Source organism: Clostridium zeae, from assembly GCF_017312485.1.
GTDB lineage: Bacteria > Bacillota > Clostridia > Clostridiales > Clostridiaceae > Clostridium_AR > Clostridium_AR zeae.
Genome location: NZ_BMBA01000002.1, coordinates 277612 through 295059 on the forward strand (window position 1 = coordinate 277612; position 17448 = coordinate 295059).

At 28.6% G+C, this 17448-nt stretch carries 19 protein-coding genes; 10 read left to right on the forward strand and 9 right to left on the reverse strand.

Going from position 1 to position 17448, the window contains the following annotated elements:
• Positions 1 to 101 precede the first annotated feature (101 nt).
• Entirely contained in the window at positions 102 to 1955 is a 1854-nt protein-coding gene (locus J3477_RS10585) for a tetratricopeptide repeat protein (RefSeq protein WP_206869928.1), read from the reverse strand.
• 169 nt (positions 1956 to 2124) lie between these two features.
• Between J3477_RS10585 and J3477_RS10590 the strand changes: the two genes are divergently transcribed.
• From J3477_RS10590 to J3477_RS10600, 3 genes are read left to right on the forward strand one after another with little or no spacing between them, the layout of a single operon-like run.
• Positions 2125 to 2991: a hypothetical protein gene (locus J3477_RS10590; protein WP_206869929.1), complete on the forward strand. Its 867-nt coding sequence runs from the start codon at positions 2125 to 2127 to the stop codon at positions 2989 to 2991.
• Between the two features lie 54 nt (positions 2992 to 3045).
• Positions 3046 to 4392, forward strand: a complete 1347-nt coding sequence (locus J3477_RS10595) for a Mur ligase family protein (protein ID WP_228731285.1) — start codon at positions 3046 to 3048, stop codon at positions 4390 to 4392.
• A gap of 11 nt (positions 4393 to 4403) precedes the next feature.
• A complete protein-coding gene (locus tag J3477_RS10600) occupies positions 4404 to 5132 on the forward strand; it encodes a type 1 glutamine amidotransferase (RefSeq protein ID WP_206869930.1) in 729 nt (242 codons plus the stop codon).
• A gap of 62 nt (positions 5133 to 5194) precedes the next feature.
• Here the strand turns inward: J3477_RS10600 and J3477_RS10605 are convergent, their stop codons facing one another.
• Entirely contained in the window at positions 5195 to 5986 is a 792-nt protein-coding gene (locus J3477_RS10605; RefSeq protein ID WP_206869931.1) for a polysaccharide deacetylase family protein, read from the reverse strand.
• A gap of 273 nt (positions 5987 to 6259) precedes the next feature.
• On the opposite strand from J3477_RS10605, the gene J3477_RS10610 reads away from it, so the two are divergent.
• A complete protein-coding gene (locus J3477_RS10610) occupies positions 6260 to 7228 on the forward strand; it encodes a YbgA family protein (RefSeq protein ID WP_206869932.1) in 969 nt (322 codons plus the stop codon).
• Between the two features lie 192 nt (positions 7229 to 7420).
• Here J3477_RS10610 and J3477_RS10615 read toward each other — a convergent pair whose 3' ends face one another.
• On the reverse strand, positions 7421 to 8041 hold the full coding sequence (locus tag J3477_RS10615; RefSeq protein WP_206869933.1) for an NUDIX hydrolase: 621 nt from the start codon (positions 8039 to 8041) through the stop codon (positions 7421 to 7423).
• Between the two features lie 305 nt (positions 8042 to 8346).
• Here J3477_RS10615 and J3477_RS10620 point away from each other — a divergent pair, with 305 nt between their 5' ends.
• A complete protein-coding gene (locus J3477_RS10620; RefSeq protein ID WP_228731266.1) occupies positions 8347 to 9624 on the forward strand; it encodes a D-alanyl-D-alanine carboxypeptidase family protein in 1278 nt (425 codons plus the stop codon).
• Positions 9625 to 10049: 425 nt separating this feature from the next.
• Positions 10050 to 10628, forward strand: coding sequence for a flavin reductase family protein (locus J3477_RS10625; RefSeq protein WP_206869934.1), 579 nt, complete (start codon positions 10050 to 10052; stop codon positions 10626 to 10628).
• Between the two features lie 22 nt (positions 10629 to 10650).
• On the opposite strand, the gene ppaX is transcribed toward J3477_RS10625, so the two are convergent.
• Positions 10651 to 11298 carry a pyrophosphatase PpaX gene (ppaX, locus tag J3477_RS10630; RefSeq protein WP_206869935.1) on the reverse strand — a complete coding sequence of 216 codons (648 nt, stop codon included), beginning with the start codon at positions 11296 to 11298 and terminating at the stop codon, positions 10651 to 10653.
• Between the two features lie 194 nt (positions 11299 to 11492).
• Here ppaX and J3477_RS10635 point away from each other — a divergent pair, with 194 nt between their 5' ends.
• On the forward strand, positions 11493 to 11702 hold the full coding sequence (locus J3477_RS10635) for a hypothetical protein (RefSeq protein WP_206869936.1): 210 nt from the start codon (positions 11493 to 11495) through the stop codon (positions 11700 to 11702).
• Positions 11703 to 11713: 11 nt separating this feature from the next.
• Entirely contained in the window at positions 11714 to 12070 is a 357-nt protein-coding gene (locus tag J3477_RS10640) for a spore coat protein (RefSeq protein ID WP_206869937.1), read from the forward strand.
• A gap of 197 nt (positions 12071 to 12267) precedes the next feature.
• On the opposite strand, the gene J3477_RS10645 is transcribed toward J3477_RS10640, so the two are convergent.
• Both J3477_RS10645 and J3477_RS10650 read right to left on the reverse strand, forming a co-directional pair.
• Positions 12268 to 12465: an alpha/beta-type small acid-soluble spore protein gene (locus J3477_RS10645; RefSeq protein ID WP_183276670.1), complete on the reverse strand. Its 198-nt coding sequence runs from the start codon at positions 12463 to 12465 to the stop codon at positions 12268 to 12270.
• Positions 12466 to 12881: 416 nt separating this feature from the next.
• Positions 12882 to 13271, reverse strand: a complete 390-nt coding sequence (locus J3477_RS10650) for a bacteriohemerythrin (protein WP_206869938.1) — start codon at positions 13269 to 13271, stop codon at positions 12882 to 12884.
• A 354-nt stretch (positions 13272 to 13625) separates the two neighbouring features.
• On the opposite strand from J3477_RS10650, the gene J3477_RS10655 reads away from it, so the two are divergent.
• Entirely contained in the window at positions 13626 to 13913 is a 288-nt protein-coding gene (locus tag J3477_RS10655) for an ABC transporter substrate-binding protein (RefSeq protein WP_206869939.1), read from the forward strand.
• Positions 13914 to 14257: 344 nt separating this feature from the next.
• Here J3477_RS10655 and J3477_RS10660 read toward each other — a convergent pair whose 3' ends face one another.
• Positions 14258 to 15790, reverse strand: coding sequence for a KAP family P-loop NTPase fold protein (locus J3477_RS10660; protein ID WP_206869940.1), 1533 nt, complete (start codon positions 15788 to 15790; stop codon positions 14258 to 14260).
• A 674-nt stretch (positions 15791 to 16464) separates the two neighbouring features.
• Here J3477_RS10660 and J3477_RS10665 point away from each other — a divergent pair.
• Positions 16465 to 16749, forward strand: a complete 285-nt coding sequence (locus J3477_RS10665; RefSeq protein WP_206869941.1) for a hypothetical protein — start codon at positions 16465 to 16467, stop codon at positions 16747 to 16749.
• A gap of 151 nt (positions 16750 to 16900) precedes the next feature.
• On the opposite strand, the gene J3477_RS10670 is transcribed toward J3477_RS10665, so the two are convergent.
• Both J3477_RS10670 and J3477_RS10675 read right to left on the reverse strand, forming a co-directional pair.
• The gene (locus J3477_RS10670; protein ID WP_206869942.1) at positions 16901 to 17098 is read right to left on the reverse strand and encodes a hypothetical protein; all 198 of its coding nucleotides are present in this window, start codon (positions 17096 to 17098) and stop codon (positions 16901 to 16903) included.
• Positions 17099 to 17246: 148 nt separating this feature from the next.
• The gene (locus J3477_RS10675; RefSeq protein WP_206869943.1) at positions 17247 to 17432 is read right to left on the reverse strand and encodes a hypothetical protein; all 186 of its coding nucleotides are present in this window, start codon (positions 17430 to 17432) and stop codon (positions 17247 to 17249) included.
• Between the last annotated feature and the right edge of the window lie 16 nt (positions 17433 to 17448).

Consider the following 17448-nt stretch of genomic DNA (forward strand, 5'->3'; position numbering starts at 1 on the left):
TACAATAAATTAATGATATAATATAATATTTCAAAGTTCTAGTTTTGTATATACAAGTTTCGAAACAAAGATTTCGTTGTCATGATAGACTATATCTTAGTTTAATAAAACAATGTAAAGTCTGGAACCTTTATGCTAGAACCATCTTCCTTATTATACGCATCATAAACCTTCTTAGCTTTTTCATAATTTTCAGTAATTGTTTTTTTAGTATATTCATCGGTTGACTGTAATATTCCAGTATAAGCCGCCTTCAAATTAACCATACCTCTTTCAAGATCTCCGTTTATAGAAATATAGAAGCAACCAGCATTATTTAAAGTAAGGATATCATTTTTATCTGCCGCATATGCAAATCTTATCTCTTTTATAGCATCTGTATTCTTATTATCTCCTAAATATATAGTTCCAAGGGTTCTATGGTATTTTGGTTCAGATTCGTTTAATGCAATTGATTTTTTTAGTAATTCTACACAATCGTCCTTTTTATCTTGCTTAAGTTTTATAATAGCCATATTATAAACTATTTCACTATCATTAGGTTTAATTAATGATGCTTTATAGAAGAACTCATATGCTTTATTTAAGTCTTGTTCCGTATACCAATAGTAATTGGCTATATTTAAAAGTATGTTGTAATTGTACGGCTCTTTTAATAACGCTGTTCTAAAGAATGGCTCTGCCTCTTTATTTTTATTCATTTTTTTTAGAATTTCTGGCATTAAGAATCCATAATTATCAGGGTAGTCCTTATTCTTTAGGATACTGCTATTACAGTATTCTAGCGCCTTTTTATAGTCCCCTTTGTCTAGATAGTACCACGCAGCTGTGTGATAAACTCTGTAATCTTCTTTGTTACTAGCAATAACTTTATCAAGAAGTTCATCAGCTTCCTTAGTTTTATTTGTATTTTGAAGAGCCGAAGCTCTTATTAACTCAACAACAATTTTTCCTGTGTCCTTGTCCTTCAATGAATCTAAATATTTTATAGAATCCTCAGCAGTCTCATTAGTCATAGAATATACCTTAGCTAACCACATATTGTATGCTACATTATCATTATTTTTTTCTTTCAATGCTATTAGCTTTTCTAGTAATGTATCTCTATTATATGATGAAATCTGCGCAAGAACATCATATACTTTGTATTCATCTTTATCCAAATTCCATGCCTTTTCAAGATATTTAAATCCATCATCCCACTTATCAACAAGAATTTTCATTCTTGAATAATCAGCCATATCATAAGCAGATTTTTCATCTACTGGATAGGTATCAATTAAAGTCTTTGCTTTATCAATCTTATTGTTTGACATATAGGTGGAAAACATAGTTTTTATTAAAGGCTTATAATCTTTATATTTTGATAACGCTAATTCACCTTGTTTTAATGCCTCATCAAAATCTTTGTTCATAAAATCAGTAAAAACTATGTAATTAAGAAGATATTCATCTTTTTCTTTAAAGTCTTTCTTTTTTTCACCATTCTTTTCTATGTATTTATTTCTTTTATCTAAAGAGTTCTGGAGCAACTCTCTTGATTTTTCAACATTTCCTTCAACTGAATATATTTCAGCTATTTTTACATCCCAAAGAGGCCACGTTTCCTTTTCATTAAGTTTGTTATATTCCTCTATTGCTTTATCATATTCATTTTTATAAAAATACTGCTCTGCTTTGTTGGTAGCTATTTTTACAGTTTGGTCTTGAGCTTGTCTATAAAAATAATATGAAGTAGGCGCAGCAATAACCACTATGGCTGCAATTATTATTGCTGCTATTTTAACTTTTCTATTTTTAAAATTTAAATTCTTAAAATCTATTTTTCTTATGCTTGATAACATAGGAACTAATTTATTTTTATAAAACTTTTTAATAAAACTTAAGTCTAACTTTCTTAAACTAGCTAAAACGTTGTCAAAAATATTCTTTATGGATTCAGTAAACTTACTCATAATTCCTCCAAATTTTAAATTCTCCTCTTATTCTAGCAAAAACACTAAAAAAAATCTACTTTCATCATTTATTTAAATTGAATAAACTCAATTGACACTTATATATATTGGTGCAAATTTGATATTGTGATATACTATATTTTAGTTTATAAGGTAGGTTGTGATTAAAATGCACTTTTCCAGAAAAAAACTTGTTGATTTAATATTACTATTCTTACTTTTTGCTATTATTGGGATCATAGTATACTTCTATGTACCAAATATAAACTTAACACTGAATAGTATTTTATTTAATAACGCTTCTAATAAAATTGAATATAAAAAAGATAAAAATAGCGATGAGGTTAGTGAAATATATTTAACTCCAGTACCAATAACAAAAAATCTTCAACTAGTATCTACGCTTTTATCAACCAGCGATTTAACTTTTGGATATTTAGATAAGTCTGAAGATGTAGATATTGATTTCTTGAAAAAATTCGTAAATGATAAAGACATAAACTTGATTTTTTCAAAGGATAACCAGTTTGATACTCTTTCTAAGCTTGGAGTTAATCTTTGTTCATCGAAATCATATTTTCAAGCAAATTATCAGGGTAAAAGAATTAACTTTATCTATATCGACGTTGAAAATGAATCTACCGATAATTTCAATAGGATGATGAATGCAGTTGAAGACTTGAAAAAAAACAATTTACCAGTTGTAATTTATGTTGATTCTTCAAAGCCATTGAATGATGAATACATAAATGTTCTTTCAAAAACTGGAGCAAATTTAGTTCTAGCAAGCAGCTATGACAAATATAAATTTAAACTTATAAACAAGACTGTTTTTGTCAATAATTGTAACAATACAGAAATCAACTACATCCCTCAGTTTTCTTTTATATTTTATAAGAACTATTCAGTATCTATAGGTATAAAGCTTATAATAACTGACTATGAGAAAAAAGATTCTGTAATAAAAGATTTGAATGAAAGAGCTTATAACATTCCATTTAAGATTAGTGAAAAATTCAACTATATTGATTACTAGTTGATTAGCAATCATTTCATAAGTATATAATTAATTATAAAGGTGGTGTCTTAAATTAAAATTAAATCTTTAATCAGTATAATAGCAGCAAAAATAACATTATTCTTTTCAAAGAAATTATTTAAAGGTGGCAGTAATTTTCCTGGCAAGATAGCTTTAAAATTTGATAGTTCCATACTCGAGACCATAACAAATAATTATAAAATCATCATGATCACGGGAACTAACGGGAAGACAACTACCACTAGTATGATCTACAACATTATAAAAGAAGCTGGATATGACGTAATAACAAACAGTACCGGTGCAAATATGTTACCTGGAATTACTTCATGTTTTATAGATAACTATAAATTTGGCAGTTCAAAGGAAAGATATGCCGTAATTGAAGTAGATGAAGCTAATCTAAAATTTATAACCAAGCATTTAACTCCTTGGTCTATAACAATAACAAATTTATTTAGAGATCAGCTCGACCGTTACGGAGAAGTGTACACTACTCTATCAAAAATAATGGAAGGCGTCACTCTTGTTCCAAATACAAAACTAATATTAAATGGTGATGAATCACTTCTCGGAGATTTAAAAGTTCCAAACCCTATAACTTATTTTGGTTTTGGTCTATCCCCTACCAATGAAAAAGTTATAGATATTAATTCAGATGCAAAATTCTGCAAGTTTTGTAAAACAAATTATGAATATAATTTTATATCCTATAATCATCTTGGAGATTTTTATTGCCCAAGCTGTGGTTATAAGAGACCAGAATTGAAATATACACTTACAAGTGTACTTGATATAACTTCAGACAACTCTTTAGTTGAATTTAATAATCACGAATTCAATGTAACTCAATCTGGAGTGTATAATATTTATAATGCTCTTTGTGCATATGCAATAACAAAAGAACTTGGCATTGATGATAAGACAATAAATACTTCCTTAAACAAACAAGAATCCAGTTTTGGGCGCCAAGAAGTTATTAATGTTGATGGCAAGGAAGTTAAAATAATTTTAGTTAAAAACCCAGCAGGTTATAATCAAGCTATTGACACCCTTTGTCTTAGCAAAGATAGTCTATCAGTAGCATTCTTCTTAAATGATAATTATGCGGATGGAAGAGACGTATCTTGGATATGGGATGTAAACTTCGAAAAACTTGCAGCATTAGATTTAAAAGACATTCTTATATCTGGTGAAAGAATGTATGATATGGCAGTTAGATTAAAAACCGCTGGTATTACAACTGATAAATTTAAGATTAGTGCTGAATTCTCAAATATAACTGATTATATTAAAGCTTGTAGTGGTGAAAAAATATATATTCTTGCAACTTATACAGCTATGATAAACTATCGAAAATATCTACACTCAAAAGGTTATATAAAAAAATTATGGTAAGAGGTGATACTATGGAATTAAATATATGCCATTTATATCCTGATCTATTAAATGTCTACGGAGATATGGGAAACATACTTATACTTAAGCATAGAGCAGAAAGTAGAGGTATTAAAACTAACATCGTTAATGTTTCTATTAATGATCCATTTGAAGAAGATAAGTATGATATTGTGTTTTTTGGTGGTGGTCAAGATTATGAACAATCTATAGTGTCTGATGATCTTATAAATACAAAAAAAGATTCAATTCAAAAGTATATAGAGAGCGGAAAAGTTTTTATTGCTATTTGTGGTGGATACCAATTATTAGGAAAATATTACACTACCCCTGAGGGTGAAAAACTTGAAGGGTTAGGGATTTTAGATATATACACTGAGCCTGGAGACACAAGATTCATAGGTAATACAGCAATTATCAACGAAGAGTTTGGTGAAACCTATGTTGGTTTTGAAAACCATTCTGGACGTACTTATATAAACAATCATAAGCCTTTAGGTAAATGCCTACATGGTTATGGCAATAACGGTGAAGATGGTAATGAAGGTTGTATTTATAAAAATACTTATGGTTCATATTTTCATGGATCTCTTCTATCAAAGAATCCTGAATTTGCGGATAGGATGATAAAAACAGCCTTAGATATACGCTATGGTGAAATTGCTCTAGATGTTTTAGATGATTCTTTAGAATATAATGCAAAAAATGCAATTCTTAGCAGATTAAATAAAAATAGTTAAGAAATAAACTAGATAAAATCTTATAAATTTATGCAAAATAAAAAATAATCAGTTCTCACTGATTATTTTTTATTTATAACTCTTACCTTCTTTAGATACTCATACTCTTGAGTAGTCATTTCACTTAACACTTTAAAGCTATAACCTTTTCCTTTATAAAAGTCAATTATTTCTGGCAACGCATCAATAGTTGAACTTTTATAATCAGCATCATGCATAAGAACCACTGCAATTCTATATATATCACCTTGTTTTTTTACATTGTCAACCAGTTGTTCCTTACTTATATTTGAGCCTATTGCATCTCCTATGCTAACATTCCAATCTATATAATCAACATTACCTTTTTCCAGCCTATTTTTTATACTTTTTAAAATATCTGATCTACAGTATGTATTCAGTGATCCACCTGGCAATCTCACAAAAAACCTTTTATTTTTATATACTAATCCTTTAGTATTATTTATGTATTTATTGAAATCTTCAAAATAGCTTTCTTCACTTTTATATAGAGAGTCATAATGATGATCGTAACAGTGTGGGTATATATCCATACCACTTTCATATAGACCTTCAACAACTTCAACAGTATCCTTCTTTATATTTTCACCAACAATAAAGAAACTAGCCTTAACATTTTTTTGCTGAAGTATATTTAAAATTCTCTTACTACTTAAACGTCCTGGTCCATCATCAAAGGTTAAAAAAACAACTTTTTTATCACCACGGTCTACATACAATTCATCTTTATCACAATTAACTATTCTATTATTCAATGGAGCAGCCAATACTGGTTTACAAAAAATAATAACAAAAAGTAATATTGTTATTAAACTCTTCTTTGCAAAATTCACCCCTGATTCCCCATATTTATTCCCCCCTTTTAAGAATTAACTTCAAAATTGTACTGTTTGTATCTTCAAATAGTTTATCCTCCATTCAATATAATATTTCAGCCAAATTTTGCTATTTCATCGTTATATAGCACTTCATAATTAAATTTATATTTTTAATATTACCTATACTCTCAAGCTGTTTATAATCCCCCTCCTCTTAAAATCCTTCGTATATATTTATATTTAAAGTTTAAAATAAATTGTACACAAAAATTAAATGGAGGAATACAAATGTTTAAATGGTCAAAACCTAGAATAGTTGTAAGTAAGTGTCTTGGTCCTACTCCGTGTAGATATAACGGCGAAGCATCCACCTTTGATTTATATATAAAACTTCAACCATTTATAGAATTCAAAGAGGTATGTCCTGAAAGTGCCATAGGACTTCCAACCCCTAGGGAAGTCATAAGATTAGTTAAAAGTAATGATAATATTAGATTAATTGAATATTCCACACAGCGGGAATATACTGAAGATATGATTAAATTCTCTGAAAGCTTTATTAATGATTTAAATGGAGTAGATGGCTTTCTTTTAAAAAGCCGTTCACCATCATGTGGTACTAGAGATGTTAAAATATATAATGGCACTGAAAAAGGAGCCTCTAGTTCAAAGGGAAAAGGGATATTTGGTGGAATGATACAAAACAACTTTAATTATCTACCTATTGAAGAAGAAGGTAGATTAAAGAATTTCTCCATTCGCGATCGCTTTCTCTCTAGCATCTTTACTCTTGCAGAATTTTCCGAAGTAAAAACTAATAAAGATTTATCATCGTTAGTTAAATACCATAGTAGACATAAGCTGCTTTTCATGTCCTACAATCAAACGGAATTAAAAAAGCTTGGTAGAATAGTTGCAAATCATGACTTGTTAAATATTGATGAGCTTATTGAGTCCTATAATATAGGATTATTAAAACTTCTCTCAAGAACTCCAAGGTATACATCAAATATAAATGTGTTAATGCATGCATTAGGATATTTTAGCGAGTATCTGAATTCTAAAGAAAAAGATTTTATGCTTTCAATAATAGACAAATATAGATTAGGAAAGATACCTTTAAGCGTTCCCATTAATGTAGTAAAATCACAGGCTATAAGGTTCAATAATCAATATCTTTTAGACCAGAGTTTTTTAGAACCCTATCCTGAAGAATTAATCGATATTTCAGACTCAGGAAAAGGTATTAGTAGGTAGAGCTTTGTTTAAGAATATATAGAGTTCCTAGATCAACTATTAATTTATACATGCCTAAAAATCGCCAGAAGCCGCAATTTTCGAACATGTATGAATTAAATATCGGTATAGGAACTCTTTAAAACTCACAAACCTTAACTTTTAATCAGCTTTATGAGTTTTATAATTGTTATTTATACACTTACTATTGTATTACCCTTGAGTTTTATCTTCTCTTATAAAGTCCACAAATTCTTTTATTATTCTAGCTGTAAATCCCCAAATAACATAATCCTCATATTTGTAAAAATACTGTTCCATTTTCCCTTTAGCGAAATTATAGTCTTTCCCTCCATTTATCAAGTGATAAGGAAAGTCCTCACTTATTTTAGGTACAACTGCAATTTCATGTCTTAAAGGTTCATTTTCTTGAAAAAACTTTATAGGAACCTTAAATATATGATCAACTTCATCAATACTAGGTTTTTTTGGAAATACCTTAAGCTGAGCAACAAAAGGATAAATAATAGATCCATAGGGAGAAATAAAAAAGTCCATCGGTCCAAAGTAATCAATATCCTCTTTTTTTATGTTGAGTTCTTCTATAGTTTCTCTAATGGCTGTTTCTCTTCTATCTTCTCCTGGCTCCACCTTTCCTCCTGGAAAACATATATCGCCAGGTTGACTTCTAAGTGTAAGAGCTCTCTTTTCAAATATAAAAAACATTTCATCATTTTCCTCGTACATAGGTATAAGCACTGAACTTTCTCTATATGTTCCTAAGGGTTTTTCCTTATGTGTAGAAAATAGTTGTTTAAGTTTATGAAAACTCATAAAACACCCTCCTATCTGCCATAAATGTAACTTTATCTTAATTGTTATTATAAACTATTAATGTTATACTTGAAATGTTATAAAAAAATATTACAAGGGTTATATTTTCTAACTTAGTTTATACATGTACAAAAATATTATTGATACCAATTTACAAAATAGCTTCTTAGAAATTTACACCTTAAGACTAGTGCTTAAGGTATTAAATCTTTGCTAAGAGGCTAATAATTAAATAAGGTCCAAATATTTTCGCGCATATATAAACTATCAGTTTGGTATAATCCTAAAAACAGGAGAGATGAGATTTGAAACGCAAAGGATTAATTACTTCACTTTTACTCGCATTTTCTATCAGCATGTTTTCACCACTAACTGTAAAAGCTGCGGAAAATACAACTTCAAAACTTCCAACTATTGTAGGTGAATCCGCAATAACCATCGATTATAATACTGGCGAGATAATCTATTATAAGAGTGGTGATACAAAAAGATACCCTGCTAGTACAACAAAAATGATGACTGCTCTGCTTTTTAGTGAAAAAGCAAAAAAGTCAGATGAAATACCCTATAATGAAGATGCAAAAAAGCAGCCTGAATATTCTTTAAATGTCAATTTTAAGCCAATGACTGTAAATGATAAAATGACTGCTGAAGATGTTATGAAAGCTCTACTTATGTATTCTGCTAACGATTCAGCCTACATGATAGCAGACTTCTTAGGAAGTGGTGACTATCATAAATTTGTAGATATGATGAATGATAAAGCAAAAGAGTTAAATCTAAAAAACACTCACTTTGCTAACCCAAATGGATTGCATGACCCAGATCACTATACAACTGCTTATGATTTATCAGTTATAGCTCGTGAAGCATACAAACAGCCATGGGTTGAAGAAGTTATGACTACAGCTAAATCTTCAATTAAAATAAACAATAGTACCGTTATTAACTTAGAAAACAGAAATAAAGAACTAGGTAAGAATGGTAATGTTGGAGGAAAGACTGGATATACCTCACAATCTGGTAGATGTCTTGCTACCATATATGAAAGAGATGGTCGTAAAATAGTAGGAGTTGTTCTTAAATCTAATTATGATGCACAAGATCAAACTGTATTTAATGATATGAATAAAATCATGGATTATAGCTTTGCCGCTAAGAAATCTACTCTACTTAAAGCTGGTAGTGAGATTAAAAAAGTAGATGTAAGCTACAAACCACTTAAATTTTTTGGTCCTACTAAGACAATTCAAGTACCTCTTGTATTACAAGAAGATGTAACTTATTATGATAATGAAATAAACAAAAAAGAAGTTACTGAAAATGTTAAGCTTTCAAATGCTGATGCTTGGAGTTTAGCAAAAGATAATTCATCTGTTAAACTTACAGTTGCAGAAAGAAACTACAGCAAAGACTATGCAGTAAAAGCAAACATCTCAACTTCTGAATTAGTAAAATCTAGCTTAGGCCTTTATTTCGGTATGGCAGCTGCAGTAATAGTAGTATTGATTTTATTAGGATTAATTATATCTATAGTAAATAGATTAAAAAGAAAACGTAGAAGAAATAAAAATATATTTTAATTAAAACTGTGAAATTTAGTTGTCGCTACCTCCGATACTTGATGATCTTCACAAAGAATTAATATGATTTTCTACAATTACATAGCTAAAACTGTATAACTCACTACGTTCGGACAATACAGTTTCTTAACGCTATTTCATCTTCGAAAATCATTTAATTCTAATTATTCGCTCATATAGTATCTCCGTAGCAACAACTAAATTTCAATAATATTATTAAATATAAAATAATTAAAGCTACATAAAATTAACTAAGTTACATTTTATGTAGCTTTTTTATGTTTAACACATCGAATATTATTGAAAATATCTAAGAAAAGTGGTATAAGTGTAAAGTAAATTATATAGAAATTAAGCAATTATTTTTGACTATTTATGATTTATTAATTTTTAAAAATATAATATTTAGAATCAGGAGCATTTAGATGAAAAAAGTAAAATTTAAAGGTAGTGCTATATTGAATCCAGTACCTGCAGTACTGATAACTTCAAAGAATAAAGAAGGAAAAGTTAATGTATTTACAGTGGGTTGGACAGCTACAGTGTGTACCCGACCACCAATGCTTTCAATCTCAATTAGACCTGAAAGATTATCTTATGAATATATAAAAGAATCAATGGAGTTTGTAGTGAATTTACCTTCTTCAAATCTTACAAAAAAAGTTGATTTCTGCGGTGTTAGATCTGGAAAACAAGTTGATAAAATTAAAGAAATGGGATTTACTCTTGGTGATGGTGAAAATATAGAAACTCCTCATATAGAAGAATGTCCTGTTAACATTGAATGTAAAGTTAAAGACATCATAGAATTAGGCTCTCACCATATGTTTATCGCTGAAGTTGTGGGTTCACAGGTAAATTCTGATTTATTAGATGAAGGTGGCAAAATCCACTTTGAAAAAGCCAATCTTATTTCATATTGCCATGGAGAATATTACCCACTTCCAAGCAGACCAATAGGTAAGTTCGGATATTCAGTGCAAAAAAAGAAAAGAAAAAAATAGGATCTAGTCCTATTTTTTTCAATTAAGCAACATTTATATTTTTAACAATCTCTACTAATTGCTCTGGCGTCTTAATAAAATAGTTTGGTTGTTGGTTAACCAAGGTTTCAATTGGAAGAACTGTGTACTCTACGGCACAGGTTTGACAACCAGCACTTTTTCCACACATAATGTCTAAATGAGAATCTCCAACCATAATAGCTTCACTTGGAAGTATATTTAGTTCACTACAGGCTTTTAAAGCTGGTTCACCATGTGGCTTATGATTTTCAGTACATTCAGGAGTTATTATAACATCCATATATTCTAGAATTCCTGCAATCTTCATCCCTTTTTCGGCTAGTTTTTTTCTCTTTGAAGTAACTATCCCTATCTTTATTCCCATACCTTTTAGTTTGTCCAAAAGTTCTTTAACACCATCAAAGGCATAGCACATAGTATCATGACGTTCTTCATTATATGCTCTATAAGCAACTACCAGTTCGTCAATTCTGCTATCTGTATAGTCTTTAAAAGAGCTACTTAATGGCATACCAAATTTCTTTGTAATTTCAGCTTCGCTTACCTGGATTTTTAGTATATTTTCAAATACATGCTTAAAAGAATTTATTATAAGTTCATTGGTATCAAGTAAAGTTCCATCTAAATCGAAGAGTACAGCTTTTATCATATCTTATCTATATCCTTTTCTACTTTTTATTAATATTATAAACATGGCTAGTCTATATGTAAAGATTACTGTGTTTGTATCAAGTTAATTCATAGCTCTATTTAAAGTCTTTCCTGCATTTTACTACTTAAATTTAATGTTTGTTTGCATACCCAACTATGTTTAATAAAATAATATCTTTAGAGGTGATAATAATGAATGATGTAACTAAATTTACTCCCCATGAAACCCTAGAGCTTCACGAACTATTAAACTCAGGAGTTCTTGGCGTAAAAAAACTAAACGCCACTATGGGTATGGTTCAGGATGAAGAACTAAAACAATTCATGCAGACAACATTAAACACAAAGAAAGCTAGCGTAAATGATATTCAAGCTACAGTAAGTAAAATACAAAACGTGTGAGGTGAAATAAAATGTCTTGGATAGATTCAGTATTAGGGCCAGATGAAAGCGCAAAAAATAGTGATTCTCAAAATGCAAATCAAAATACAAATCAAGATAAAAACAATTTATCTGAAAAAGATATAGCTTTAGAAATGTTAGCAATGTCTAAAACTGATATAGGTATGCTTGCAAAGGTAATCCCAGAATCTACTAATCCAGAAGTTAGGCAGTTATTAACTAACCAACTTAATGGATGCATCGCAAGCCACTTTAAATTATCAGATATGTTAATAACTAAAGGTTGGTATAATGCTTACGGAACACCACAAGAACAAATCAAACAAGATATTGATTCTGCAAATCAAGTATTACAGCAACAATCTTAAGCCTTTTAAATAAATTTTTATAGCATTCAATGATGATTTTCGTATCTAAAATAAACAGTATAATTCAAAGTTTAGTATTACTTGTATCCCTAAAAATATATGCTCACTTGAATAAAAACTCAAGTGAGCATATATTTTTTATGGTTTTATCTATATAAAAAAAGACTCTGCATAAATGCAGAGCCTTAATATGTTTATTACTTTAGGCCATTTTCATAGCTTTCGATCATTTTCTTAACCATGTATCCGCCTACTGACCCATTTTCTCTTGAAGTTAAATCTCCATTGTAGCCTTGCTTTAAATCAACTCCAAGTTCTCTTGCAGTTTCAAATTTAAATTTGCTTAATGCTTCCTTTGCTTCTGGAACTAAAACTCTATTTCTGTTACTTGCCATGACGAATTCCTCCTTTAAAATAAATTATTTATTCGATATACCATTTTCATAATTAACTTGTAAGCTTATTAGAAACTTCTAACTACTAACTGTTAACTACTTGTTTGGTTATCGTAATAGTATTTTGCGCCATTTGCGATTTATTATTTTAGAGGAGTGGTGGAAAGTAATTATCTTTTTTACTGATTATCCATTTTAAGTATCTTTTATTTTTTATAACCAATATAATTTTCTAGCTTTTACAAGTTCAGGTGAGACATTCTCCTTTTTATTCTTTAGCTTATATTATGTTTTAAGCCTATTAAGCATACTTATAAGCTTATATAATCGAATTATAAGTTCATAAATAATAAAAAATAAAAGCCTAATCAAAATAATTTCATTTTGATAGGCTTTTAAACACATTATATATGTAATTATGCAGTTATCAACTTGTCCTTTTGTAATATATGTTCATCAATCCATTTAATCACAAATTCTAAAATCTCTAATAAGTGCTTTTGTTGACTTTCATCAATCTGATTTAGATCTAGGCTATTTACCTTATTTACAAAATCATCATGTTCAACTTTATGTGATAGGAACTTTTTATATCCTATACTAAGCATATATTCTTCTTCTGATTTAAAATGAAAAATTGTATAATCTCTTAATTCTTCTATAACTTCTACGATTCTATCGTATTTATCCGTTATAAAACTGTTTTTAGTCAGTTCATAAACGTCATTAGCTATTTCAAGAAGTCTTTTATGCTGGCTGTCTATTAATTCAACACCAACAGTATACTCATCTTTCCACGTTATCATTGTATTCACTCCTTTAAATCCATATTATTACTATTCACATTAAACAATATATCATTCACTTTCTACTAATTCAATAAATAACTTATAAATTTTCTTTAATTTACATTTTTTATTATATATTGGTGATTAGAAGAATACTACATTGCCAATTTCATAAATTTACTTCTAAAACAGCCCTTAACCGAAATATACCATATTAATTAACATTTAACATATCTTTTACATATTATAAACTATAAGATTGTTATTTTTACTTACAAAGTTATATAACATATAAGGCTGATTGCTCTGGTACAAATATACTAGAGTTTTTTCAGTCCGAGTTCTTAGAAAAAAGTTTTAGGAGGTAACATTATGAAAATAAAAAAAATTAAAACCTTTCTAGTAACAGCATTAGTGGTAGCACTTTCCGTAACAGCTATTAGTTGCGGTAAAACTCAATCTACTACACCTACTTCCTCAGGAGAAAAACCATTGGTGAAAGTAAAACTAAATGAAGTGGCTCGTTCTGTATTCTATGCACCGATGTATGCTGCAATAAATCAAGGTTTCTTCAAAGAAGAAGGCCTTGATATAGATTTATCTACAGGTCAAGGAGCAGAAGCAACGTGTACAGAAAGGCCAATAAAACTATATACATAATATCCTTATTAAAAACATTTATTTTTTCAAGAACTGGATTACTTATTAACTCTAATAAGTCTACTCCTATAGATTTTTTGAAGCGAGAAAATAATGAAAAAAACAAAAATACCTAGGCTTCAATTTCACGAAACCTAGATACTTCAATATCTATTACTTTCAACAGCGTTGGAGTCCAATACTTATATAATACTTCATAATGCAAATGTATATTCTTGTAGTTTTTTAAACTTTAATAAAATTATACTTAATTCTATAAATTTATCGTTAACAATAGTAAAATAAATAATACATCTTAATGATCTTTATACAATACAATTCCTATCTAGAAATAATTAATCATATTAACACAGTAATTGTAAAACATGTATTATTTGCGATATTGATACAGAATATCCTTCGTATCTACCTTTGGTTATAGTTGTATCCAAGATAAACTCTATGAACGACGTCAATATTTTTTGGTCACTCTTTTTTAAGCTATTATAAAAACTAAATAGGACCTCGTTCAATTGATAAGTGCTATCTATATCCAAATTAGGTAAATCTATCTGCACATCTGTAGGCATAAATAATATTATGAAGTTAATTAATTCAATCTGAACTTTCTCATCTGTAATAATATGTTTCGTAATATCACCACTTAAAGATGGATAATAAATGTTACCACTTTGTTGTTCTAAATATTGCGCTTTTTCATATGACCCCTTTGTTGTTTCTATACTAAATGTTTCATCTAAATTATTTAGTATAGAAACAAACTTATCTCTAAACCTGGATAATTTACTATAAATAGTTCTATGGAATTCAAATAAAATTATAAAATAAATAAATACTATAATGAACATCTCATCTGTTCTTTTCAGTTCCAAAAATTTTAATTTTTCATTATCACTACTGTTATATATCTCTGCCAATTCAAGTAACATTATATATTTGTTAAAGACTTTCTTTATCTTTCGAGGATTAGTAAATTCAATATGTTCTAAAAATCCGTCCAAATTCCTTACTTTAGTATAGTCAACACCAATTCTATTAAAAAAGTCATTAATAACAGGTTGAAGATCATATGAATCTGGCATATTAAATGTAATGTCAAATATCTTTTCAAGATATTCCTCAGCTTCAATAACATTGCTATATCTGAGTTTTATAGATTCACTTACTGCTGTTTTATCTATAGCACAAAAATACACAGCATTTTTTGTATTTGTAAAAAAATGTTTTATAGTAGCTAGTAAATCTATAACCTTGTCTGGTTCACACCTATCTAGGTCATCCACAAAAATCAATAATCTTTTTCCCGTGGTCTCAAAATACTTATCTATCAATTCATTAAATGAGTTATTAAATTCTTCAACTGAATCAAAATAAGATTTTTCTGAATCCAACTTCAACTCTTCCATTTCTTTAATCGCTTCTTGTCCGGCTTTTCCTATTGCAAGTTTTATTCCTAAAACATTTATTTCTGAATTTAAAAGAGTATTTTTAGCGAAGGAAAACATTGTTCCAGCTATAATTTTAGTTTTTTCTGCTAATCCATCGATTAAAGGATTTCTTCCCGAACTTATCAAATCATTCTTAATTTTATCTGATATCAATTCGAATAATGAAAGAGCCAAGTTTAAATCTTTTTCATATTTCCATGCCTGGAAAATTACAGGCTCAAGTGTTGTTACATTATCATATATATAATTAATAGTTGAAGTTTTTCCACTTCCCCACGCCCCATATAATGCAATCATATTATTTACTTCAATGCATTTACCTAGATTATCTAAAACTTTTAATATAGCATTCGCCTTAAAATATGTTCCAAATAAATCAGAAGAATTATTTAATCGATGATCTCTATTGTTATAGAATTTATTTCCCATATACTCCTCCACCCTTTAATAATATAAGTAATATTCTACAAATAATACTAGATTCCTTTCTCCGACTAACTATTCGACTTAATTTTGTTTTTAATTCAAAAAAATCTCACCATATCCATATTTACCTTATGATTTTGTAGAAATCTATTTATTTTATAACCTCATCAATATAATAATTCTCCCCTATAACCCACAAATCCAGCTTTTTTCACTAGGAACGTTATAAATAACTACTATTTTATTATTTATATCTGCTATAGCCTCTCATACTTCGAATGTATCTGAACTTCCTATCTTATTAGTAAGTTTTCGTCTGCATATACTGGTTGTGATGTCTTTTCGTTTTGATATCTTTAATCTCCCTCTCTTTTAACATTATTATTTGATTATTGTTGTGGTGCAGCTGCTACTGGTGTTGCATTAATTTGATTATTTATTATAGCCTCTACTTCCTTACCTTTTTCACATTGAGCTTTAGATGCTCTTCATAATACATGTCTTGCTTATCAACTAATTTATTACAGTCGACGTGTTTACATATTATCTTTGTCATCGATCACCTCTTTCTTAAGTAATAAACGCTCATAGCTATCTACCTATATACATAAATACTTTCCTCCTATATAATGGAATTAATCTTGCATTTATACTGAATCTTACTGGAGGAATTCTATATGAAATCAATCTTATATAAAAACCCTCTCATATCAACAATAACCATAAATATTTTAACTATGATTCTATACATATATTTTATTAATCAAAGAATTACTTCACTCTACTTTACTATAGCGATACCTGGAATTATAGTTGGACGAATTAGACAAAACGGCTATAATTTAGACAGTAAAAAGAGACTACTTATATTCTTAAGTTTTGCTACTTCCATTTGTGTAATAACCATATATGGTTTTTATATTACTCAAGTTAGATTAAATCAAATTCTCGGTAAAACATAAAAAGAGAACTCGTTTAGGTTCTCTTTTTATTTATCATTAAATTATGTGAATAAATTACTTCTTTTCTACTTTTCTTTTAATCATTTCTTTTTTAATCTAATAGTACATAAAAAATAATGCTATGAAAATTTCTTAGCATTATCACCTTTATCTAATTTCTATATCCAAGCATTGAAGTTATGAATTTATTATCTTGATATAAATCATAATGTATAAATTCTCCTCGCTTAGTTTTTACATACCTATTCCCAATACTTTCTTTGTGGGTTAATTTATTATCTATTAATCCACTTGACTCAACAATAGCATCAGGTTTTTCTCTTTTAAAAATCTTAGATATAAATTTCATAGTTCACCTTTTATTTTATTAAATATCATTACTATAATTTTATTAAATAAAATAGAATATATAGCTTGTTCAAAGTAAAATAACTTTCTTTTCCCATAACTTACTTATGTTTATCATTTTTAAATTTCTCGTTAAATCCCTTTATTATCTAATTAACTGAACCTTCTAACTCTTGCTTAAGTTTTTTTACCACAAGTCTTATTTCTTCTTCACTATGTTTAGATCTTAGTGCTTTTATTACAGCCCTTGCTTTAGCTTCTTCAAACTGCTTTATCCCTTCTTCTGTTGTAGGATAATTTATTTGCACTTTAATCTTTGTTCTTAATCGTCCCATATTTATCCCTCCTACT